The organism is Halomonas qaidamensis (assembly GCF_025917315.1).
Classification (GTDB): domain Bacteria; phylum Pseudomonadota; class Gammaproteobacteria; order Pseudomonadales; family Halomonadaceae; genus Vreelandella; species Vreelandella qaidamensis.
Genome location: NZ_CP080627.1, coordinates 580,717 through 604,078, shown reverse-complemented (window position 1 = coordinate 604,078; position 23,362 = coordinate 580,717). Strand labels below are relative to the sequence as shown.

General features: G+C 52.7%; 19 protein-coding genes. 16 read left to right on the top strand and 3 right to left on the bottom strand.

Annotated elements, in window-relative coordinates:
- Positions 1 to 17: 17 nt before the first annotated feature.
- Positions 18 to 2,864 carry a valine--tRNA ligase gene (locus K1Y77_RS02870; protein ID WP_264430224.1) on the top strand — a complete coding sequence of 949 codons (2,847 nt, stop codon included), beginning with the start codon at positions 18 to 20 and terminating at the stop codon, positions 2,862 to 2,864.
- A 358-nt stretch (positions 2,865 to 3,222) separates the two neighbouring features.
- Here K1Y77_RS02870 and rpmE read toward each other — a convergent pair whose 3' ends face one another.
- Entirely contained in the window at positions 3,223 to 3,438 is a 216-nt protein-coding gene (rpmE, locus tag K1Y77_RS02865; RefSeq protein ID WP_009724828.1) for a 50S ribosomal protein L31, read from the bottom strand.
- Between the two features lie 19 nt (positions 3,439 to 3,457).
- Here rpmE and K1Y77_RS02860 point away from each other — a divergent pair, with 19 nt between their 5' ends.
- From K1Y77_RS02860 to tatC, 13 genes are all read left to right on the top strand, one after another.
- Positions 3,458 to 5,842 (top strand): primosomal protein N', encoded by a 2,385-nt coding sequence (locus K1Y77_RS02860; RefSeq protein ID WP_264430220.1) that lies wholly within the window; start codon positions 3,458 to 3,460, stop codon positions 5,840 to 5,842.
- Positions 5,843 to 5,986: 144 nt separating this feature from the next.
- Positions 5,987 to 7,672, top strand: coding sequence for an arginine--tRNA ligase (gene argS / locus K1Y77_RS02855; protein ID WP_264018846.1), 1,686 nt, complete (start codon positions 5,987 to 5,989; stop codon positions 7,670 to 7,672).
- 3 nt (positions 7,673 to 7,675) lie between these two features.
- Positions 7,676 to 8,455 (top strand): SPOR domain-containing protein, encoded by a 780-nt coding sequence (locus tag K1Y77_RS02850; protein WP_264430218.1) that lies wholly within the window; start codon positions 7,676 to 7,678, stop codon positions 8,453 to 8,455.
- Positions 8,456 to 8,722: 267 nt separating this feature from the next.
- Entirely contained in the window at positions 8,723 to 9,256 is a 534-nt protein-coding gene (hslV, locus tag K1Y77_RS02845; RefSeq protein ID WP_030074808.1) for an ATP-dependent protease subunit HslV, read from the top strand.
- 11 nt (positions 9,257 to 9,267) lie between these two features.
- Positions 9,268 to 10,590: an ATP-dependent protease ATPase subunit HslU gene (hslU, locus tag K1Y77_RS02840; protein ID WP_030074806.1), complete on the top strand. Its 1,323-nt coding sequence runs from the start codon at positions 9,268 to 9,270 to the stop codon at positions 10,588 to 10,590.
- Between the two features lie 237 nt (positions 10,591 to 10,827).
- Positions 10,828 to 11,229: a gamma-butyrobetaine hydroxylase-like domain-containing protein gene (locus tag K1Y77_RS02835; RefSeq protein ID WP_030074804.1), complete on the top strand. Its 402-nt coding sequence runs from the start codon at positions 10,828 to 10,830 to the stop codon at positions 11,227 to 11,229.
- A 121-nt stretch (positions 11,230 to 11,350) separates the two neighbouring features.
- Positions 11,351 to 12,106, top strand: coding sequence for a bifunctional demethylmenaquinone methyltransferase/2-methoxy-6-polyprenyl-1,4-benzoquinol methylase UbiE (gene ubiE, locus K1Y77_RS02830; protein WP_030074801.1), 756 nt, complete (start codon positions 11,351 to 11,353; stop codon positions 12,104 to 12,106).
- Positions 12,107 to 12,128: 22 nt separating this feature from the next.
- On the top strand, positions 12,129 to 12,806 hold the full coding sequence (locus K1Y77_RS02825; protein ID WP_030074799.1) for a ubiquinone biosynthesis accessory factor UbiJ: 678 nt from the start codon (positions 12,129 to 12,131) through the stop codon (positions 12,804 to 12,806).
- Positions 12,806 to 14,428: a ubiquinone biosynthesis regulatory protein kinase UbiB gene (gene ubiB / locus K1Y77_RS02820; protein WP_030074797.1), complete on the top strand. Its 1,623-nt coding sequence runs from the start codon at positions 12,806 to 12,808 to the stop codon at positions 14,426 to 14,428. The genes K1Y77_RS02825 and ubiB overlap by 1 nt, the downstream gene beginning before the upstream one ends.
- A 69-nt stretch (positions 14,429 to 14,497) precedes the next feature.
- Entirely contained in the window at positions 14,498 to 14,854 is a 357-nt protein-coding gene (locus tag K1Y77_RS02815; protein ID WP_030074795.1) for a phosphoribosyl-ATP diphosphatase, read from the top strand.
- A gap of 23 nt (positions 14,855 to 14,877) precedes the next feature.
- A complete protein-coding gene (gene tatA, locus K1Y77_RS02810) occupies positions 14,878 to 15,162 on the top strand; it encodes a Sec-independent protein translocase subunit TatA (protein WP_030074794.1) in 285 nt (94 codons plus the stop codon).
- Between the two features lie 3 nt (positions 15,163 to 15,165).
- Positions 15,166 to 15,750: a Sec-independent protein translocase protein TatB gene (gene tatB / locus K1Y77_RS02805; protein ID WP_030074791.1), complete on the top strand. Its 585-nt coding sequence runs from the start codon at positions 15,166 to 15,168 to the stop codon at positions 15,748 to 15,750.
- Complete coding sequence (gene tatC, locus K1Y77_RS02800) at positions 15,747 to 16,529, top strand: twin-arginine translocase subunit TatC (RefSeq protein ID WP_030074790.1); 783 nt, start codon at positions 15,747 to 15,749, stop codon at positions 16,527 to 16,529. The genes tatB and tatC overlap by 4 nt, the downstream gene beginning before the upstream one ends.
- 124 nt (positions 16,530 to 16,653) lie before the next feature.
- Here tatC and elbB read toward each other — a convergent pair whose 3' ends face one another.
- A complete protein-coding gene (gene elbB / locus K1Y77_RS02795) occupies positions 16,654 to 17,313 on the bottom strand; it encodes an isoprenoid biosynthesis glyoxalase ElbB (RefSeq protein WP_030074788.1) in 660 nt (219 codons plus the stop codon).
- 196 nt (positions 17,314 to 17,509) lie between these two features.
- Here elbB and hemB point away from each other — a divergent pair, with 196 nt between their 5' ends.
- Positions 17,510 to 18,517: a porphobilinogen synthase gene (gene hemB, locus K1Y77_RS02790; protein ID WP_030074786.1), complete on the top strand. Its 1,008-nt coding sequence runs from the start codon at positions 17,510 to 17,512 to the stop codon at positions 18,515 to 18,517.
- A gap of 149 nt (positions 18,518 to 18,666) precedes the next feature.
- Positions 18,667 to 20,859, top strand: coding sequence for a polyphosphate kinase 1 (ppk1, locus tag K1Y77_RS02785; protein WP_264018848.1), 2,193 nt, complete (start codon positions 18,667 to 18,669; stop codon positions 20,857 to 20,859).
- A gap of 156 nt (positions 20,860 to 21,015) precedes the next feature.
- Here the strand turns inward: ppk1 and metE are convergent, their stop codons facing one another.
- A complete protein-coding gene (gene metE, locus K1Y77_RS02780) occupies positions 21,016 to 23,313 on the bottom strand; it encodes a 5-methyltetrahydropteroyltriglutamate--homocysteine S-methyltransferase (RefSeq protein WP_264430212.1) in 2,298 nt (765 codons plus the stop codon).
- Positions 23,314 to 23,362 lie beyond the last annotated feature (49 nt).

Here is a 23,362-nt window from a genome sequence, read left to right as displayed (position 1 = left end):
CCGTGAGCCGACTCCCCATGGAAAAGACCTACCAACCCGAACAGATCGAAACCCGCTGGTACGAACGCTGGGAAGCCGACAACCGCTTCGCCCCAACAGGCCGCGGTAAGCCGTTTTCGATCATGATTCCACCGCCTAACGTGACCGGCAGCCTGCACATGGGCCACGCGTTCCAGGACACCATTATGGATACCCTGACGCGTTGGAAGCGGATGCAGGGCAACAACACCCTGTGGCAGGTAGGCACCGACCACGCCGGAATCGCCACGCAAATGCTGGTTGAGCGTAAAATTGCCGCGGAAGAAGGCAAAACCCGCCACGACCTGGGCCGCGATGCGTTTATCGACAAGGTATGGGAGTGGAAAGAGGAGTCCGGCGGCCACATCACCCGCCAGCTGCGCCGCATGGGCGCCAGCGTTGATTGGTCCCGCGAGCGCTTCACGATGGATGACGGCTTCTATAAAGCCGTGCAAGAAGTGTTCGTGCGCTTGCACGAAGAAAAGTTGATCTACCGTGGCAAACGCCTGGTTAACTGGGACCCTACCCTACACACCGCGATTTCCGACCTGGAAGTGGAAAACAAAGAGCAGCAGGGCAGCTTCTGGCACTTCCGCTACCCGCTGGCCGATGGCGTCAAAACCACCGATGGTAACGATTACCTGGTCGTGGCAACCACTCGCCCTGAAACCTTGCTAGGCGATACGGGTGTCGCGGTTAACCCCGATGATGCTCGCTATGCTTCGCTGGTCGGCAAATTTATCGAATTGCCGCTGGTCGGCCGCCGCATTCCTATCGTTGCCGACGAGCACGCCGATATGGAAAAAGGCTCCGGCTGCGTAAAGATCACCCCGGCCCACGACTTCAATGACTACGAAGTCGGCAAGCGCCAGAACCACCTGCTGATCAATGTGTTCACCAAGGATGCCACCATCCTTGAGCGCGCTGAAATCTTCGACCTAAAAGGCACTCCCCAGCCCGACGAAGACGCCACCCTGCCCGCCAAATACGCAGGGTTGGACCGTTTTGAAGCGCGTAAGCAAATTGTTGCCGATATGGACGCTCTGGGCCTTTTGGAACAGGTAGAAGCCGTCAACAACACCCTGCCCTATGGCGACCGTTCCGGCGATGTGATCGAACCGCTGCTCACTGATCAATGGTTTGTTGCGGTAGAAACGTTGGCCAAGCCCGCCATTGAAGCGGTAGAAAACGGCGACATCCAGTTCGTACCGAAGAACTACGAAAACATGTACTTCGCTTGGATGCGCGACCTGCAAGACTGGTGTATCTCCCGCCAGCTGTGGTGGGGCCACCGCATTCCTGCCTGGTACGACGCGGAAGGCAATGTCTACGTTGCCCGTAGCGAAGAGGAAGCCCGCGAGAAGCACGGCCTTTCGGCAGACGTCACCCTGACCCAAGACGAAGACGTCCTCGACACCTGGTTCAGCTCGGGCCTGTGGACGTTTGGCACCCTAGGCTGGCCAGAAAAAACCCCAGAACTGGAAACCTTCCACCCCTCCAGCGTGCTGGTGACCGGTTTTGACATTATCTTCTTCTGGGTCGCCCGGATGATCATGATGACCCTCAAGTTCACTGGCGAAGTCCCGTTCAAAACCGTTTATGTGCACGGTTTGGTACGCGACGGTCAGGGTCAGAAAATGTCCAAATCCAAAGGCAACGTACTGGACCCCATCGACCTGATTGACGGCATCACGCTAGATGCGCTGCTGGAAAAGCGCACCGGCAATATGATGCAGCCGAGACAGGCCAAGGCCATCGCCAAAGCAACCAAGGACGAATTTAAAGACGGCATTGAAGCCCACGGCACCGATGCCCTGCGCTTTACGTTCCTTTCCCAGGCAACCACCGGGCGCGATATTAAGTTTGATATGAACCGCCTGGATGGCTATCGCAACTTCTGCAACAAGCTGTGGAACGCTTCACGCTACGTGCTTATGAATGCCGAAGGTGAAGATTGCGGAACAGAGGGTGGCGACGTTGAGCTTTCACTGGCCGACCGCTGGATTATTTCCCAGCTGCAGAAAACCGAAACCCAGGTCACCAAAGCGATGGACGAGTACCGCTTTGACCACGCTTCCCAAGCGCTGTATGAGTTTGTCTGGAACGAGTACTGCGACTGGTACTTGGAGCTTTCCAAGCCTGTTTTATGGGACGAAAACGCCAGTGCGGAAGCCAAACGTGGCACCCGCCGTACGCTGGTCCGCGTACTGGAAACTATTCTGCGCCTCGCTCACCCGATGATGCCCTATATCTCAGAAGAGATCTGGCAGCGCGTTGCACCACTGGCCGGCACCTTCGTCGGTGATGGCGCGTCGATCATGCTCCAAGCCTGGCCGGAAGCCGACGAAAGCAAAATCGACGAACAGGCCACTCGGGATATCGAATGGTTGAAAGGCGTGATTATCGCAGTGCGTAACATCCGCGCCGAGATGAACATTGCCCCTGGCAAACCGCTGGACGTACTGCTCACCAAAGGCAAGCCGGAAGACGCCCAGCGCTTGGAAAGCAACCGCCACTTCCTAGCCAAGCTGGCCAAGCTAGAAAGCGCCACCTGGCTGTCCAACCCAGACGACGCACCGCTCTGCGCAACGCAGCTAGTGGGCGATATGGAAGTGCTGGTGCCGATGGCGGATCTCATCGACAAAGACGCCGAACTCAAACGCCTGGCTAAAGAAATTGACAAGCAGGACAAGTTGATCGGCGGTATCGAGAAGAAGCTCGGCAACGAAGGCTTTATCGCCAAAGCCCCAGAAGCCGTGGTGGAAAAAGAGCGTGGCAAACTCGCTGAATTCCAAGCTGCCAAAAAGCTGCTGGAAGAGCAACAAGTGAAGATCGCGGCGCTGTAGAGTGAACGATTAGCTAGACTGATTAGCTAGACTGATTAGCTAGACTAAAGGCGACACCTCGAGGTGGAATGCTTGTCAGTTAAGCTTGCGATAAGTGGGCTTAGAAGGAGACCGTATCGGATACCGACCCGGTCTCCTTTTTACTGAAGTCATCCGAGGTGAAATCCTGAAGAGCTTCCAGTGCCTGGCTTAAGAACATAAAAAAACCCGTAGTCAGTAAACCTGACTATGGGTTTTGAAGGCTCCGAAAAAATCGGTCAGCCGATCATATTAATTTTCTTAACTGATCGGCATTACGCCATGGCGTGATTTTTTGCAAAACACATTGTGTGTATGCAATAGCGCAAATCCGTTAGGATTAGCCGCGCTTAACAGCAGCGCCAAAACGCTTGTTAAAGCGTTCTACACGGCCACCAGTGGTCGCTTGCTTCTGCTTACCAGTGTAGAACGGGTGGCAGTTGGAGCACACGTCCAGAGAGAAGTCCTGACCAGAGGTAGAACCAACCTGGAAGCTTGCACCGCAAGAACAGCTAGCGGTGACCGTGTTGTAATTCGGGTGGATACCTTGTTTCATCTTGAGCCTCATGAGCTGTATGCCGCCACCTGATCCGTTGCCAGGCACCGCATACGGGTTTGAAAAAACTGCTAACCGGTTAACCGCTCCATCCTATAGATTCAGAGCGGCCGCGCATTCTAGCAAACTAAACGCCGGAGGCCAATTGTCCGACTCTGTTTCTACCCAGGCACGCCCTCAAGACGCGACGTCATCACCTTTTCAAGTATTAAAGGTCGCACTGCCATCGCCGCTGCGACGATTATTTGACTATTTGCCAACACGCCAGCCTCCCGCGTGCGGCTGGGTGGTGGGTCTTAGAGTGCGCGTACCCTTTGGCCGCAGAGAAGTAGTCGGCGTGGTGGCAGAGCTTGCCAACGGCAGTGAATTGCCTCGCACAAAGCTACGTGCTATCAGCGAGGTGCTAGACGACGCCCCACTGCCCAACGACTGGCAGTGGCTATGCCATTTTGCCGCCCGCTATTACCAGCACAGTTTAGGCGACACGATGCAGCTAGCCATGCCCGCCCGGTTGCGCCAGGGCCATCCCATGGGGGGAAGAATGCAGACGCTGTGGCTCCCGCTGTCACGGGGTGATGAACTATCGCTTCAGCGAGCACCCAAGCAAGCCGAGCTGTATGCCCTGCTGTGCCAGCACCCACACGGGCTGGCTAGCCGGGCAGTCACTGCCCATGGTTTTACCCGAGAGCAACTTCTAGCTTTGCAGAAAAAGGGCTTCGCCCAACCCCAAGAAACCACATTAGCCGCAACACCGCCCGCTGGCGGCAACTTGCTGGCCTCGCCATCGCTTCCGCTGAATAGAGAACAAGCCTCGGCACTTGCTGTATTGCATGAAAAACTCGAAAACTACCATCCTTGCTTACTTGAAGGCGTGACTGGAAGCGGTAAAACTGAAATTTACCTTCAGCTAATTGAAGCCCTCGCCGCTAAGGGCAAACAGTCACTGGTACTGGTGCCTGAAATAGGCCTCACGCCGCAAACCCTAGCGCGTTTCAAGAGCCGCTTTAGGGTACCGGTCATGGCGCTGCATTCTGGGCTTACCGACTTGGAGCGACTGGATGTATGGGAAGCCGCTGCCAATGGCCGCGCACTCGTCATTATTGGCACCCGCTCAGCTATTTTTACTCCGCTCAAAAACCCAGGCGCCATTATCGTTGACGAAGAGCATGATGGCTCTTATAAACAGCACGATGGGCTTCGCTACAACGCTCGAGATTTAGCCGTTGCCAGGGCTCACTACCACAATATTCCCCTGCTATTAGGCAGTGCCACGCCCTCCTTCGAAAGCTTGCAGCAGGCGCTTTCAGGAACGTATCGTCATCTGCGGCTTACCCAGCGCCCTAGCCGTCACCCGCCTGCCAAGCTTGAATTGATTGACCTACGCCACCAGCGGCGCCAAGGCGGGCTTCTGCCTGGCGCTATCACCGCCATCAAAAACACCTTAAAGGCAGGCAAGCAGGCACTGGTGTTTATCAACCGGCGGGGGTTTGCACCAACGCTTGCCTGCCATAGCTGTGGCTGGATAGCCGAGTGCGGGCAATGCGATTCACGCATGACGCTGCACCGGCAGCCGCCACTTCTAGCCTGCCACCATTGTGATAGTCGGCGCGCGCTGCCAGACGCTTGCCCCGAGTGTGGCAGCGGTGACCTGCGCGCTCTGGGCAGCGGCACCGAACGCACCGAAGAAACGCTTCAAGGCTTGTTCCCAAACGTTACTGTGCACCGTATTGACCGCGACAGTACACGTAAAAAAGAGAGTTTTGAGCAGATACTCAAGGAGATTCAGCGGGGCGAGCCTTGCTTGCTTGTTGGCACCCAAATGCTCGCTAAAGGCCACCACCTGCCCCATGTCACGCTGGTGGTGGTGGTCAATGCCGATGGCGGCCTCTATGCTGCTGACTTTCGCGCCATGGAACACAGCGCGCAGTTGCTCGAACAAGTCGCCGGACGCGCTGGGCGCGCAGCTCATCCAGGACGGGTTTTGGTACAAACCCTACACCCCGATGACCCGCACCTGGGCCAGCTTGCTGAGCATGGTTATGGCGCACTCGCACGCAGCTTATTAGAAGAGCGCCGTATCGCAAAACTGCCGCCTTTTTGCTTTATGGCCCTGCTACGCTTTGAAAGCCCTAACGAAGAAGCTGCTATCTCTTTGGCTCAGCAAGCTGCTCTGGCTCTAAGGGAATGGTTAACAATGGTAAATCTAGCGGTTCGCTGCTTAGGCCCTGTTCCTGCACCCATGGAGCGCCGCCAAAACCGTTATCATATACACATCATGCTGGCAGCGGATAAACGTAGCCAGCGTCACACGGCAGCTAACTGGCTGGTACAGTGGTTAGAGGCAAACCGAGACGCTCGCAAAGTACGTTGGTCTATCGATATTGACCCGCAAACTCTTGCATAAAGATAGGCGTATTAGAGGCAACCAGCTCACCCTGTAACGGAATACGGCTTTGAAACTGCGCGCCAATTGCCGATAATGACCACTTTGCCGCTACTTGATATGAGCGCACGCACACGCCGCCACCGACGACATCCGGATATTTAAATGAAAGACACCATTATTACTTTGCTAGAAGGCGCAATTGACGCGCTTAAGCACCAAGGCGTGCTGCCCGACGATCTACAGCCGACGATTAAAGTTGATCCGACCAAAGATAAAGCCCACGGCGACTACGCCACCAACCTAGCCCTTATGCTGGCAAAGCCTGCAGCAAAGAAACCTCGCGAGCTTGCCGACCTATTGGTTGCCGCCCTACCCGCCAGCGATGCCATTCAAAAAACCGAGATTGCAGGCCCTGGTTTTATTAATTTTTTTGCCGCTACTGATGCAGCCGCGCAAATTGTTGCTCAAGTGCTCGATAGCGGCGATGCCTTTGGACGCAGCCTGATTGGCAAAGGTGAGAAGGTTCAGGTGGAGTTTGTTTCTGCCAACCCGACAGGGCCACTGCACGTTGGTCATGGTCGAGGCGCAGCAATAGGCGACTGTATTTGCCGCCTATTGGAAGCCACGGGCTACGATGTGACTCGCGAATTTTATTACAACGATGCCGGCGCTCAGATCAAAAACCTAGCGCTGTCTGTCCAGGCTCGCGCCAAGGGCCTTGGGCCCGATGACCCAAGCTGGCCAGCAGACGGCTATCGTGGTGAGTACATTGTTGATGTGGCTAATGATTATATGGCTGGCAAAATGGTGACAGCCGATGATCGTGAAGTCACTGCGAAAGCAGATGCTAATGACCTTGATGCCATTCAAGCCTTTGCTGTGGCTTGGCTGCGCCGTGAACAAGACTTAGACCTGAAAGCATTTGGCGTTGAATTTGATGTCTACTTCCTTGAGTCATCGTTGTATCAAGATGGCAAAGTCGAAGCGACCGTCGAAAAGCTCGTTGCTAATGGCCATACCTACGAAGAAGATGGCGCTATGTGGCTGCGCACGACTGCCTTTGGCGATGACAAAGACCGAGTAATGCGTAAACGGGAAGGAGGCTATACCTATTTCTTGCCGGATGTGGCCTACCACCTGAATAAGTGGCAGCGCGGCTTTAAAACCGTGATTAATGAGCAGGGAGCTGACCACCACTCCACGGTTACTCGTGTTCGTGCAGGCTTGCAGGCACTGGAAGTTGGCATTCCAAAAGGCTGGCCCGACTATGTCCTCCACCAAATGGTCATGGTGACCCGCTCAGGCGTAGAGGTAAAACTGTCCAAACGTGCTGGCAGCTATGTCACCGTGCGCGACCTGATTGATGAAGTTGGCCGTGATGCTACCCGCTTCTTCCTGGCGGCCCGCCGAGCGGATTCACAGCTCACGTTTGATATTGACCTGGCTCGCTCGCAATCGAACGATAACCCGGTTTACTACATCCAATACGCCCATGCACGGGTATCTAGCATGCTGCGTAAAGCCGAAGATGCAGGCCAGCCCTTCAACCACGGTGTTGCTCTAGCTAATCTTGCGTTGCTTGATAGCGACCAGGAAAAGGCCGTGCTTAACCGCTTGGCACGCTACCCAGAAGTGGTTGAGAATGCTGCCAAAAATCGCGAACCGCAGCAGGTTGCTCAGTACTTATTGGATCTTTCAGGGGATTTCCACACCTGCTACAACGCCGTTAAGGTCATGGTCGAAGATGACACTCTGCGCAACACACGCTTAGCCCTTGGTTTAGCAACCAAGCAGGTGCTACGCAATGGGCTGGACCTTATGGGGGTTAGCGCCCCAGAGGAGATGTAAGCGATGGCGAGCCCTAAAGAAAAGCCTACCCGCCGAGGTGCAACCACTCAGCGTAAAGCCAGCAAACGCTCAGGGGGTGGCGGTTTCAAAATTCCCGGCTGGCTTTGGGGGATAGCAGGCGTAGCAGCAGGCTTTTTTCTGGCACAGCATCAACATGGCACGGCCCCCTGGCAAGCGCAGGAAGACACACCCCAAGCAACGGTGTTACCCAAGCCTGCCGATAGCGATGAACGTAGTGCAGCGCGCCAAACAGAGAGCGTTACCGAACCGGCTATGCCCACGTTTGAGTTTTACACGCTGCTGCCAGATACGGAGGTTATTGCTCCAGGTGTGTCGCTACCATCAACTGTAAACCGTCCTGAAGCGGCAGCACAGCAGGCTCAAACGGCCTCAAGTAATGACGACACGGCAACCAGCGAAACAACGACTAGCAACGCCAGCGCGCGTCAAAACGATGATCCTATCGCACAGGTTATTGCCGCTAACATGCGCCCTGAAGAGCAAGTGGCTGCGGCTCAGCAAGCAACGGCCAGCCCCTCTAGCACACCTAACCGCTATATGCTGCAGGCTGCCTCATTTCGGGAATTAAGCGATGCCGAGCAGCTGCGCAGTCGTCTACGCAATTTAAGTCTGCTTGCCCAGGTTAGCGAAGTGAAGGCCAACGGCGATACCTGGCACCGCGTTCAAGTAGGCCCTTATGAAGACACCCGTGAGTTAAATCGCGCCCAGGATTTGATGAGTACACAAGGTATTGAGCCTCTACTGATCCAATTACAGAACTAGCCAATCCAAAGAACTAGCCTATCCACAGAGCTGCGTTAGCTACCTGTAACGCTAAACAAATAACGACAGGCAACTCTAAACAACGGCTAGGCGGGCTTTTATTTTCATAAACACCGTTTAAAAAACACTTTATCTGAAGGCTTTACTTAGCGGGCGGTTGATTTTTTATCAGCCGCCCGCATTTTGTTGTGAATCGCCTTTTTTGCGGTCGCGTGACGTGACCGATCAGTCATCGGGAGCTTATGCCTCCCCCAAGGAGTTATCTCCATGACCACTATTGTATCCGTACGCCGTGGTAACCACGTTGTTCTGGCAGGCGACGGCCAAGTATCGCTGGGCAACACCGTAATGAAAGGAAATGCCAGCAAAGTACGTCGTCTTTACCGTGGCAAGGTGCTAGCAGGCTTTGCTGGCGGCACCGCCGACGCCTTCACGCTATTTGAGCGATTTGAAGCGCAGCTCGAAAAATACCAAGGGCACTTAACCAAAGCCGCCGTTGAGTTGGCAAAAGACTGGCGTACCGACCGAGCGTTACGCCGCCTGGAAGCACTACTGGCCGTAGCTGACCACAGCGCCTCACTGATTATTACCGGTAACGGTGATGTGGTTGAGCCTGAGCGCGGCATTATTGCGATTGGCTCTGGCGGCAACTTTGCCCAGGCAAGCGCCCGTGCGTTGCTGGAAAACACTGAGCTTTCTGCGCGTGAAATTACTGAAAAGTCACTCGAAATCGCCGGCGACATCTGCGTGTTTACCAATCACCACGTGACGCTCGAAGAGCTGAACATCAACGACCGTTGAGGCCCCTTTTTATGACCCAGATGACCCCCCGCGAAATCGTCCATGCCCTGGATCAATACATTATTGGCCAGCAGGATGCCAAACGCGCCGTCGCTATTGCCCTGCGCAACCGTTGGCGCCGCATGCAGTTAAACGATGAGCTACGCCCGGAAGTGACGCCAAAAAATATTCTGATGATTGGCCCTACCGGCGTGGGTAAAACGGAAATTGCTCGTCGCCTTGCCAAACTGGCCAGAGCACCCTTCATCAAGGTCGAAGCCACTAAATTTACTGAAGTGGGCTATGTGGGCCGCGATGTTGAGTCGATTATTCGCGATTTGATGGAAGCTGCGATCAAAATGGTTCGCGAGCACGCTAAGGAAGAAGTTGGCCATCGCGCTGAGGATGCCGCTGAAGACCGCGTTCTAGATGCATTACTCCCGCCGCCCCGTGGCCAGGAAGATAAGCCTCGGGAAGATAGTGGTACGCGTCAAACCTTCCGTAAGAAGCTGCGAGAAGGCCAGCTGGATGATAAAGAGATCGACATTGAAGTCTCTTCACATGGGCAAGGCATCGACATAATGACGCCGCCTGGCATGGAAGAGATGACCAGCCAACTACAGAGTCTGTTCTCTAACATGGGTCAACAAAAGCGTGAGCAGCGCCGCGTGACCGTTAAAGAAGCGCTGGTGTTACTACGCGACGAAGAAGCTAGCAAACTGGTCAATGAAGAAGAGATCAAAGCTCGTGCTGTCGAAGCCGTCGAGCAGCACGGCATTGTGTTCTTGGATGAGATCGATAAAGTTGCCAAGGGTAGCGGTCAGTCCAGTGGCGGTGAAGTCTCTCGTGAAGGCGTGCAGCGTGACCTGCTGCCGCTGATCGAAGGTTCTACCGTCTCGACCAAATACGGCATGGTCAAAACAGACCATATTCTATTTATCGCTTCCGGTGCCTTCCACCTGTCGCGTCCCTCGGACCTTATTCCTGAACTACAGGGACGCTTGCCGATCCGTGTAGAGCTAGACGCGCTGACACCTGGCGACTTCAAGCGCATCCTCACTGAGCCATCAGCGTCACTTACAAAACAGTATCAAGCGCTGCTGGCCACTGAAGGACTAGATATTGAGTTCACCCCTGACGGTATCGAGCGCATTGCCGAAATTTCCTGGCAGGTGAACGAAGGCACTGAGAATATTGGTGCTCGCCGTCTACACACCGTGCTGGAACGGTTGCTAGAAGAGGCCTCGTTTAAAGGTGGCGATATGGATAGCCCGCTGGTCATTGATGCCGATTACGTCAATGCCCAACTGGGTGAGCTAGCAGTAGACGAAGACCTATCGCGCTATATTTTGTAAACGCGCTTATATCGGTATAGTCCGCAGCAGCTTGCCCGCTTTTTACACACGCAAATGCTGCTGTTCAGGCTACGCTGCGGCTAACGTTGCGCACGAGAACAACACCCCTGTTGCTCGTGCTTGATCGACGTCCTGTCGATCAAACGTTAGCCGTGGCGCTTGCCTTCACGCATTCGCTAAAGCGTAAATAGTCGGTCAACCCGTTTTAGCTCAATATCGTAAAAGGTGACGTCATCAATGAACGCTCCTATTTCTACGAATGCCCCCACCCCAACGCGGGTTCACTACCATAAACAGGCTCGCGAGCTAGAGCTTGGCTACGCAAACGGCGAAAGCTTTCGGCTGCCGGTTGAGTTTTTGCGAGTTTACTCACCATCAGCGGAAGTACGTGGCCATGGTGGCGACACCGCCGTATTGCAGGTAGGTAAAAAAGATGTCGGCCTGCAAAACATTACCCAAGCCGGTAATTATGCGCTGAAGCTGCATTTTGACGATGGCCATGATAGCGGCCTGTATAGCTGGAACTATCTGTACGATTTAGCCCAGCACCAATCAGACTACTGGCAAAACTACCTGCAACGTTTAGAAGAGGCAGGGGCTTCCCGCGAGCCCGCCAGTATTCAATTCAAACAGCTGTGACCCTGCGACTCAGGTGAAGCGCAGACAAATCAGGGGTGAGAAGGCTACAATGTCGCTAACCATTTATTGCGACGACCTTTTGGTCGATTATTACCGCCTCGAACTCGGGAGCTAAAGCCCCATGAGCCCCACAGAAAAACGCACCACCCATTTTGGCTATCAAGAAGTGTCAGTTGACGAAAAAGCCTCTCGCGTCGCTGATGTGTTTCATTCGGTAGCTGCCCGCTACGACATCATGAACGACTTGATGTCGATGGGTATTCACCGTGTTTGGAAACGCCTTGCTATTGAGCGCGCAGGCGTTCGCCCTGGCCACCATGTCCTCGATATTGCTGGCGGCACCGGCGATTTAACGCTCAAGTTCTCCCGCCTCGTCGGCCCTCGGGGCAAAGTCGTGTTGGCCGATATTAATGCCTCCATGCTCAGAGTAGGCCGCGACAAGCTGATGGACAATGGCGTTGGGGGCAACGTTGAGTATGTGCAAGCCAACGCGGAATGCCTGCCATTTCCCGATAATAGTTTTGATTGCATCACCATTGCTTTCGGCCTGCGTAACGTCACCGATAAAGATGCTGCTCTGCGCTCAATGACACGGGTACTAAAACCGGGCGGGCGCTTACTGGTACTTGAATTTTCCAAGCCCAACAATGCGTTACTATCGAAAGCTTACGATGAGTACTCATTCCGCTTGCTACCCAAAATGGGCGAGCTAGTGGCTGGCGATGGTGAGAGCTACCGCTATCTTGCCGAGTCGATTCGCATGCACCCCGATCAGGAAACCTTGAAGGCCATGATGGAGAGTGCCGGCCTGGACCGAGTGGAGTACACCAATCTGACCGGCGGTATTGTTGCCCTTCATCGTGGCATTAAATTATGACGTCAATGACTAAGAGGTCAGCATGCTAGTCACCCCGACCTTATTGCTGGCCGGATGTGAACGCACGTTGAATGCCCTGCTTGCCCGCGACCCAGCTGCGCCTGGGCGACTTGCGGCGTTAGCGGGTAGTCGACTATTGGTCAGGCTAGAAAAGCCTCATCTCCAGTTGGTGCTCCACTATCATCACGCTGGCATTGATCTGCTACGCGGTGATGATCTAGACGAAACCGATGTTGATGCTATCGTTGAGCTTACCCCAGAAACACTCTCCGAATGGCTCAGCGGTGCTTCTGTCGAGCGGCTGATGTTTGATGGCAAGCTTTCCGTACGCGGTCGCATCCATCTACTGGAAGCCACCCGAGACCTGCTATTTGACTTGGATATTGACTGGGAAAGCGAGCTAGCGCGCTGGCTAGGCGATATGCCCGCCCATTCACTGGCCGAAGGCATCCGCCGCGCCGCTCGTTGGGGGCTAAGAGCAAAAGACGAACTGCTGCAAGACGTTTCTGAGTATGTCTTTGAAGAAGCGCGTTTGCTCCCTGGTCGTCAGCAGCGCGATGTGCTGCGTGACCATTTAACGGAGCTTGAGATCGCGACCGACCGTCTTGAAGCAAGACTTAACCGTCTGCATAAGCGCTTGACGCAGTTGACGGCCGACCCGTCACTAAATAAGCAGTTACACTCTGAGGAGCCGCACTGATGAGCCTGCGGTTATTGAAGATTTCTTGGATAGTGGCTCGCCATCGTTTAGATACGCTGATCCCCGCTGAACGGCTTCCGCTCTGGATGCGTATCTTAATGAACTTTTCACCTTTTAAGCTTTTTCCGGTGGGGCAGCGTAGTCGCGGCGAGCGATTGCGCCTAGCTTTAGAAGCGCTTGGGCCGATTTTTATTAAATTTGGCCAAATGCTCTCGACCCGTCGAGACCTATTGCCTGAAGACATCGCCGATGAATTAAAACGCCTGCAAGATCAAGTGCCGCCCTTCCCCGGCGAGTTAGCCGCCGCACGGGTTGAAAAGGAACTTGAAATGTCACTCGCCGAGGCGTTTGCCGCCTTTGATCGCACCCCCCTCGCCTCTGCATCGATTGCCCAGGTGCATGCAGCCACGTTACATAGCGGTGAAGACGTGGTCGTCAAAATTATTCGCCCAGGCATTGACCGCATTATGCGACAGGATATGGCGCTGATGTATCAAATTGCCAAGCTGCTGGGTAAAGTACCGGACGCCAAACGCCTACGCCCGGTTGAGGTCATCCGCGATTACGAAGCCACTTTGTTTGACGAACTTGATCTCTATAAAGAAGCGGCCAATACATCGCAGCTCAAGCGTAATTTCAAAGAGTCACCACTACTGTTCGTACCAACGATTTACTGGCCTTACACTCGTCGCCACGTCATGGTACAAGAACGCATTCGCGGCGTGCCTGTGGCCGACCTAGACACGCTTATTGCCCGAGGCACCAACCTCAAAAAGCTAGCTGAACGCGGCGTTGAAATCTTCTTCACTCAGGTCTTCCGCGACAACTTTTTCCATGCCGACATGCACCCCGGTAACATCTTTGTTAACTGCGATGACCCTGAAGACCCACAGTACATTGCGATTGATTGCGGTATTGTGGGCAGCCTTACCCGCGAAGATCAGGACTACCTGGCGCGTAACTTGCTGGCGTTCTTCCATCAGGATTATTACGAAGTAGCCGCGCTGCATATCGAGTCTGGCTGGGTCGGTGAAAACACTCGTGCCAACGAGTTTGCAGCCGCAATCCGTACTGTGTGCGAGCCAATACTTGAAAAGCCGCTTAAAGATATTTCGTTTGGGCAGGTGCTGTTAGGGCTGTTTCAAACCGCACGGCGATTCAATATGGAAGTACAGCCACAGCTAGTTTTATTGCAAAAAACGCTGCTTAACATCGAAGGGCTGGGCCGCCAACTTTACCCCGACCTAGACTTGTGGAGTACTGCTAAGCCCTATCTTGAAAAGTGGATGAAAGAGCGCGCAGGTATTGGTGGCTTGTGGGAGTCGCTTAAACGCCAAGCACCAGAGCTTTCTCACCAGTTGCCTGAACTGCCGGTATTAGCCCATCAGGCTCTGAGCCGTATGGAACACGAGCACCGTCAGCGCCATCAACAGGTAAGCTCTATTAGCGCGGTTCAACAGCAATTGACGCGCCAACAAAAACGTCATTACCGTTTACGCCTCGGCTTGATTTTGATTGCCATTGCCCTGGCTTGGCAGCCGCTTATCGGATGGGCAGCGACTCAAGAGTGGCCCGTATTAGCGGCGGCGGGCGTAGGCTTACTGTTGTTATTGTGGCAATAACAAAGGCTTAGCGATAATGATAAACATCATAGCGCCGAAAATGCTGTGCCAATTGATAAAAGGATGTTTATGACTGATCCTACCCAAAGCACATATGTGCTAGATGCACTCGCCGAGGTCTTAAAGCAGCGCCGCCATGCTGATGCAGAAGATTCTTATGTTGCCTCCTTGCATCACAAGGGTTTGAACAAGATACTCGAAAAGGTTGGCGAAGAAGCAACCGAAACGGTGCTGGCTGCTAAAGATGCCGAACACGGTAATGATCAACAGCGTCAAGCGTTGATCGCTGAAACCGCCGACCTGTGGTTTCATAGCTTGGTGATGCTGTCGCACCTTGATCTTGATCATCAATGCGTTTTAGATGAGCTAGCACGGCGGTTTGGTATTTCTGGCCATGATGAAAAAGCGTCCCGTACACAACGTTAACCTGTCCCAATGAGGAAATGCATATGTTAGGTGGTATCAGTATTTGGCAGTTGCTGATTGTTCTGGGCATTATCATCCTGATTTTCGGCACCAAGAAACTGCGTAATGTGGGCACCGACTTAGGTGGTGCAGTCAAAGGCTTTAAAAAAGCAATCAACGAAGAAGAGAAAGATGCTGACAAAAAAGATGCCGACCAACCTCAGGCAAAGGTAAGCCACGAAGAGGCTGGTAACACCTACGATGTTCAAGCAGAAGAGAAACGTGCAGCCGAAGGGCGACCCACAGAACGTAACGAAGAGCGCAAATAACCCATGCTGGATATCGGCTTTCTTGAACTAATGCTGATTGGAATCGTCGGGCTTCTGGTGCTTGGCCCGGAACGCCTGCCAAGAGCCGCTCGCACAGCAGGCATGTGGATCGGTAAAATCAAGCGAACGGTATCCGGCATGCAGCGCGAAATTAGCGCCCAGCTGGAAGCAGAAGAGTTACGTCAAAAACTCAACGAGCAGCAAAAAAAGCTCGATGACAGCCTGAAGAAAGCCAAACAGGATGTTGAGGGCATTGTCGAACCGTCCGCTTCTGCTGCAAAACCTTCTTCACACTCTACGTCGTCTGACAGCCAAAATGATACCGAACAGCGGGTTGCTAACGCCAGCGCACGTCTAGACGATGCTTTGCAGACGGTACGTGAAGAAGCGCCAGCCGCGTCTACATCGACATCTTCATCACCCGCCACCTCAACGCCCCACCAAGCTACTTCCGATGAGCTACGTGCGGTCAATGCGAGTAACGAAGCGTCTAGCCAGGCTAATTTCCAGGCGGATGTTAACAAGACAGATAGTAAAAACACAGATTGTAAAAAGGCAGATATTAAAAAGGATAGTAATCACCAATGAGCATGTCTGGCGATTCACATGAACCGCGTAATGAACAAGCCCAAGCGCCTCTTATTGAGCACTTAATCGAACTACGTACGCGGCTAATGAAAGCAGTCGTAGTCATATTAGTCGTGTTCCTTGGTCTTTACGCCTTTGCCAATGATATCTATAGCTTTGTGGCTGAGCCCTTAATGGCACTTTTGCCGGAAGGCTCACAGATGATCGCTACCGAGGTAGCCTCGCCTTTCTTGGCACCCTTTAAGCTCACCTTGGTAGTGGCCGTCTTTATCGCTATTCCCTTTGTGCTACATCAGGCATGGGCCTTTGTGGCACCAGGGCTGTACGATAACGAGAAAGCACTGGCGATTCCTATTTTAGTTTCAAGCATAGCGCTGTTTTACGCAGGTGCGGCCTTTGCTTATTATGTGGTCTTTCCGCTGTTATTTGAGTTTTTCACCCAGACCGGGCCGGAAGACGTTGCCGTAATGACCGACATTAACCAGTACCTTAACTTTGTACTGAAGCTGTTTTTCGCCTTTGGCGTTGCCTTTGAAATCCCCATCGCAACGTTTCTGCTGATACTGTCTGGCGCGACCACGGTCGAAAGCCTTTCCAAAAAGCGCCCCTACATTATTTTAGGTTGTTTCGTGGTGGGCATGCTGCTTACCCCTCCCGATATTATTTCTCAAAGTCTGTTAGCCATACCGATGTATCTACTTTATGAAGTGGGCCTACTGTTTGGCAGATTGGTACGCCGTAAGGCAAAGGCAGATGACGCTGAGGAACAAGAGACCTAAAAGCACTATTAAAGATACACTGCTCAAAAAAAGCCTCTGCCATTGAAAAATGACAGAGGCTTTTTGCTCTTCATACGAGAGGCTTTTTGCCCTTCATACGCATAGTTCGGTTACCTAGAGAGCACTAGCCCATCATTTCATCCATGCGGTCTACCAACTTAAAAATACCTGTGGCGGCCTCGCTGATACGGGTGGCAAGCATATAAGCAGGCGTTGTGACTACCCGGTGCTCATGATCCACCACGATCTCTTCAACGCCGCAGCTACGATGCAGGCCACCCATCGCACTAATAGCACCTGAGACACCCGGATCATGGCCAACAGTAACGGCCACACCCTCGCCCAAAAGGCGTGGCACCAGAACCGGTGCAATACACATCAGACCAATGGGCTTTGCCTCTTCTTTAAAACCTATCAGTGCTTCTTTTACGCTCTCAAGTACCTGCATGTTGTCACCCTGATCGGCAAAATCAGACAGGTTTTTAGCGACACCAAACCCACCAGGCACAATAACCGCATCAAAGTCGTTAGCGTCTAGCTCAGTAATTGGACTAATATCACCACGAGCAAGGCGCGCTGACTCCTGCAGCACATTTCGCTGTTCACCATCTACAGGCTCTTGAGTTATATGGTTAATCACATGGTGCTGAGCGACATCCGGCGCAAAGCAACGATAGCCAATCCCCAACTGATCAAGGCGCAGCAGCGTTAACGTTGTTTCGTAGATTTCAGAGCCATCAAAAACGCCGCAGCCTGCTAATACGATTGCTACCTGTTTTGTCATACTTATCTCCTTATTGTAGCGCTTATTATCGCGGTTAAATCGTCGCCGCTTTGCGTCGCCGAGCAGCTCACTTTAGTCAGTCTATAAAGCCACTACAAGCCAGCTATCACAAGCTCGCTTTCGCTGTAGTACAAGACTGATATACTCACATTAAGCCTTTTAGGGCATCCACTTTGTGACTGTTTGGAGAACGCCGTTGAACACCTCTGCCCCCCGCCACTTCCCTGCTACACGACTACGCCGTATGCGACGTGACGATTTCTCCCGTCGCTTAATGCAAGAGTCAACATTAACGCCCAATGATTTGATTTTGCCGGTTTTCGTACTCGAAGGCGAAAATCAGCGTGAAGCGGTTGCCTCTATGCCTGGTGTTGAGCGTCTTTCCATCGATCTGTTGATTGAGCAAGCACGGGAAGCTTATGCGCTCGGCATTCCCGCTTTAGCTCTATTCCCTGTTATCGGTGCAGAGCAAAAAAGCGAGTTGGCAGAAGAGGCTTATAACTCCAGCGGCCTTGTACAGCGCAGCGTGCGGGCGCTAAAAGAAGCGCTCCCTGAGCTTGGCATTATTACCGATGTGGCTCTTGATCCGTATACCAGCCACGGCCAGGACGGCATTCTTGATGAGCATGGCTATGTGCAAAACGATCGTACGGTAGACACCCTGCTCAAACAGGCGCTCTCTCATGCCGAAGCAGGTGCCGATGTAGTAGCGCCTTCCGATATGATGGACGGTCGTATCGGTGCCATTCGCCAAGTGCTAGAGCAGGAACACCTGCATAATGTGCGCATTATGGCGTATAGCGCCAAGTATGCCTCTAAATATTATGGCCCCTTCCGCGACGCCGTGGGCTCTGCCGCCAACCTTGGCAAAGCGGATAAACGCACTTACCAAATGGATCCTGCCAATAGCGATGAAGCGCTGCATGAAGTCGCTATGGATATCGCCGAGGGTGCCGATATGGTGATGGTGAAACCCGGCATGCCTTACTTAGATATTGTACGTCGTGTAAAAAGCGAACTTCAGGTACCTACGTTCGCTTACCAAGTGAGCGGCGAATACGCAATGCATCGCGCCGCTTTCGATAATGGCTGGCTTGAGGCTGAACCAGTGATTCTTGAATCACTAATGTGCTTCAAACGAGCAGGAGCCGACGGCATCTTGACGTATTTTGCGTTAGAAGCTGCACGCTTGTTACAACGATAAAATAACGTCTTACGCTTTAAAGATGACAAACAGGTGACACCTATTTGTCATCTTTTCCCGGCATACTCCCATTAACAATAGTTATCAACGATAGTTATTAACAAGAGCTATCAGGCTATGATGGGTATGAACCACCACCGGGGGCAACCATGGACGATCAGTCAATAGATTCCACTCCAGCAGTTTCAAACGAGCCCACCAGTGGCGAAGGTGATATTTTACCATTGCGCATTAATCGTACGCCTACTGGCGTTCACGCCAGAGAATCGCACTCAGAAGCTGACTTGGATGACCCTCAGCTTTATTTCAATCGTGAACTGTCCCATCTGCAGTTCAATATTCGCGTACTTGAACAAGCACTTGATGATGCGCATCCGCTACTCAATCGGTTGATGTTTTTGCTGATATTTTCATCCAACATGGATGAGTTTTTTGAGATCAGGGTTGCTGGGCTTAAACACCAAATGGCACTAGGTGACGATACCACTGCCGCCGATGGTCGCTTGCCTAAAGCTTTACTAGCTGAAATTTCCGAAATCGCGCATCAGCAAATTGCACGTCAATACCAGATATTAAATGATATTTTGCTGCCTGCCTTAGAAGCGCAAGGCCTACGTTTCCGTCGTCGCGATCAGTGGACCGACGAACAAAAAGCCTGGGTACATGCGTTCTTTGATAATGAAATCATGCCGGTGATCAGCCCTATCGGCCTAGATCCTTCGCACCCATTCCCACGGCTAGTTAATAAAAGCCTCAACTTCATTGTTGAACTAGAAGGAAAGGATGCCTTTGGTCGCGCTGGTGGCATGGCAATCCTTCCTGCGCCTCGCTCGCTGCCTCGCTTAATGGCGTTACCAAAGGAGCTGTGCGCTGAAGGTTTTTCTGAGTATATTTTCTTATCGTCGATGATTCACGCCCATGCCGAGGAACTATTCCCCGGTATGCGTGTGCGCGGTTGTTATCAGTTCCGGCTGACCCGCAATGCCGATATGACCGTCGACCCCGAAGAAGTCTCAGATCTGGCATCTGCGTTACGTGGCGAACTATTGGCGCGTCGCTATGGTAGTGGCGTAAGGCTTGAGGTTGCCGACAATTGCCCAGATGACTTAACCAGCTTTTTATTACGTCAGTTTGAATTAGAAAATAGCGATTTATACCGTGTCCAAGGGCCGGTGAATTTGACTCGCATGATGGCTGTATTGGGCGATGTCGACCGCCCAGAGCTACTTTACCGCCCTTATTCGCCTAGCGTGCCAAAAGCACTGAAAGGCGGCAGCCTGTTTAGTGCGATTGCCAAAAGCGATATTTTGCTCCACCACCCGTTCCAGTCCTTTTCGCCTATCGAAGATTTACTGCGCGAAGCCGCCCGCGACCCCGACGTACTGGCCATCAAGCAGACGTTGTATCGCACTGGTGCTGATTCAACAATAGTCAGCGCGCTAGTCGATGCCGCTAGCCAAGGTAAAGAAGTTACCGTAGTTATTGAGCTACGGGCACGGTTTGATGAGGCGGATAATCTACAGCTAGCATCGCGCTTGCAAGAAGCTGGCGCCATTGTGATTTACGGCATTATGGCCTATAAAACCCACGCTAAAATGCTGCATATTGTGCGGCGTGAGAAAGGCGAACTGCGCCACTACGCACATTTAGGCACTGGCAACTACCACTCTAAGACCGCAAAACTGTATACCGATTACAGCCTACTGACCGCCAATAAAGCGCTATGCGCCGATGTACATAAAGTCTTCCAGCAGCTTTCTGGCATGGGCCGCGCGCGTAAGATTGATACGCTGTTGCACGCGCCCTTTACACTTCACGAGCGCTTAGTCGAAATGATTGATCGTGAAGCTCAGGTGGCGCTTAGGGGTAAGCGTGGGCATATTATTATTAAGTGCAATTCACTCACCGAACCCAAGCTTATCAAGGCGCTATATCGTGCATCTCAAGCAGGCGTCGAGTGTGACCTGATTATTCGTGGTATGTGTTGTTTGAAACCCGGTGTTGAGGGTATATCAGATAATATTCGCGTAAGGTCGATTATTGGTCGTTTTTTAGAACATACCCGCGTTTTCCACTTTCACAACGACGGCAAATCAGAGACCTGGTGCTCAAGCGCTGATTTTATGTCACGCAATATGTTTCATCGCGTAGAAACCTGCTTTCCGCTGCTGGATAAAAAGCTGGCCACGCGGGTGCGTAAAGACTTGGAGACCTATCTAGTCGATAACTGCCAAAGCTGGCTGCTTAAAAGCGATGGCAGTTATCAGCTACAAGACCCTGGCAATGGTGACGCGATTAGTGCCCAGGAAACGCTGCTCTATGCCTATGCCTCAAAAAGCTAGCCATCACCGCTAGATACACAATAAGCCCCGTTGCCTGTTGCAGCGGGGCTTAAATGCCAATTAGCTATGTAGTCAGAATTAGCTTTTGGCACCCATACTTACTTATCTAGCGGATGATCGGTTAATGCTGGTTCTACCACGTTACACTTATCGTCTTTACGCATAACGCTCACGCAGTTGATTTGCAGCTTCCACCATATTAGCCAATGCAGGCTCCACTTCTGTCCAGCCACGGGTTTTCAGACCACAATCAGGGTTTACCCATAGCCGCTCAGCAGGAATTTTTTCCAGCGCTTTTTCCATCAACGCCACCATCCATGCGACATCTGGAATATTGGGCGTATGGATATCATAAACTCCCGGCCCAATTTCGTTCGGGTAAGCAAAATCCTGGAAAGCGTCCAGCAGTTCCATATCGGAACGTGAGGTTTCAATGGTGATCACATCCGCATCTAGCGCGGCGATGGCCCCAATGATGTCGTTAAACTCCGAGTAGCACATATGCGTATGAATTTGGGTGCTGTCTGCAACGCCTGCAGCGCTTAGCTGGAAGCTTTCTACTGCCCAATCCAAATAGGATTGCCACTCGTTCTGCCGCAGCGGTAAGCCTTCACGTAGCGCGGGCTCGTCAATTTGAATGATCTGAATACCCGCTTTTTCCAAATCGACAACTTCGTCACGCAGTGCCAGCGCAATCTGACGGCAGGTGGTTGCGCGGGGCTGATCATTACGCACAAACGACCATTGTAAAATCGTCACAGGCCCTGTCAGCATGCCTTTCATGGGTTTTTCGGTGAGCGATTGAGCGTATTCACTCCAGCAAACGGTCATTGGTTTGGGGCGAGAAACGTCACCGAAAATAATCGGCGGTTTTACGCAGCGGGAACCATAGCTTTGCACCCAGCCAAAGCGCGTAAAAGCAAAGCCATCAAGTTGTTCACCAAAGTACTCCACCATGTCGTTGCGCTCGGCTTCACCGTGAACGGGCACATCTAGACCAAGCGCTTCCTGGCGCTCAACGACATATGCGATCTCTTCGCGCATACGCGCTTCGTAATCTGCCTGGCTCAGCTCACCGGCTTTAAATGCCCGACGGGCGGCGCGTATTTCACCTGTTTGCGGAAAAGAGCCAATGGTGGTGGTGGGAAACAGTGGCAGTGCAAGCGCTCGACGCTGAGACACGCTGCGCTGGGCATAAGGCGACTGACGCTGACTATCTTGAGCCGTTATCGCCGACAAACGGCCACTCACGGCAGGCTGATGAATGCGACGCGATTCCCGGCGCGTATCCAAGGCACGCGTTGCCTCACTCACCCGCTGTTCATCAACCGGTGTGGCTCGGTTATCAATCAGCCGGGTAAGAGTCACTACTTCATCCAGTTTTTGACGCGCAAATGCCAACCAGCTGGTTAGTTCACTATCCAGTTCAGTTTCTTGAACCAAGTCTACCGGCACATGCAACAATGAGCAGCTGGGTGCCAGCCATAGTCGCTGCCCTAAACGTACTTTTAGGGGCAGCAGACGCTCTCTTAGGGCCGCCAAATCAGCACGCCAAATATTGCGCCCATCCACCAAGCCAATCGAAAGCACTTGATGAGGGCTTAAACGATCAACCACGCTCTCTACCTGTTCGGCTCCACGCACAGCATCAATATGCAATCCCGCTACTGGCAGGCGTGTCGTAAGCGAAAGGTTATCACCTAACCCACCAAAGTAAGTGGCAACAAGCAATTTTAGCGGGGCTGATTGTAGGCGATGATAAGCACGTTCGTAAGCCTGTTGCCACGCTAAGGGCAGGTCTTGCACCAAAGCAGGCTCGTCTAGCTGCACCCACTCAATGCCTTGTGTCGCTAAGCGAGAAAGAACTTCGCTGTATACATCCAGCACACTATCCAACAAGCTCAGCCGATCGAACTCACCACCTTTGGCTTTACCCAACCACAGCCAAGTGAGCGGGCCAGTCAGCGTCACTTTCGGCGTAAAACCTGCCTGTAAGGCCTCATTAACTTCGTTGAATAAGCGGTCAGATGCTAAAGTAAACGCCTGCCCATCATGCAATTCAGGGACTAGGTAATGGTAATTAGTGTCAAAATACTTAGTCATTTCACAGGCGGCGGCAGGCTCACCGCTTGGGGCTCGGCCACGGGCCATACGAAAAGCGGTATCTAAATCAACGTTGCCTTCACTCACTTCGTGCTGCGCATTAAAACGTGCGGGGACCGCTCCCAGCATGACGGAAACATTAAGTACTTGGTCATAAAACGCAAAATCGCCAACGCTGACAAAGTCGAGGCCAGCGTTTTGCTGGGTCTGCCAGTGAGAGAGCCTCAATGCCTGCCCTGTTGTTTCAAGCTCGTCCCGTGAGATGTCTCCTTTCCAATAGGCTTCGGTGGCTTTTTTAAGTTCGCGCTGAGCGCCAATCCGGGGATAGCCGAGAATATGAGAAACTGTCATGATGGAACCTTTAAACATGAATGATTTCGCACAGTCTGCTTATCTTAAA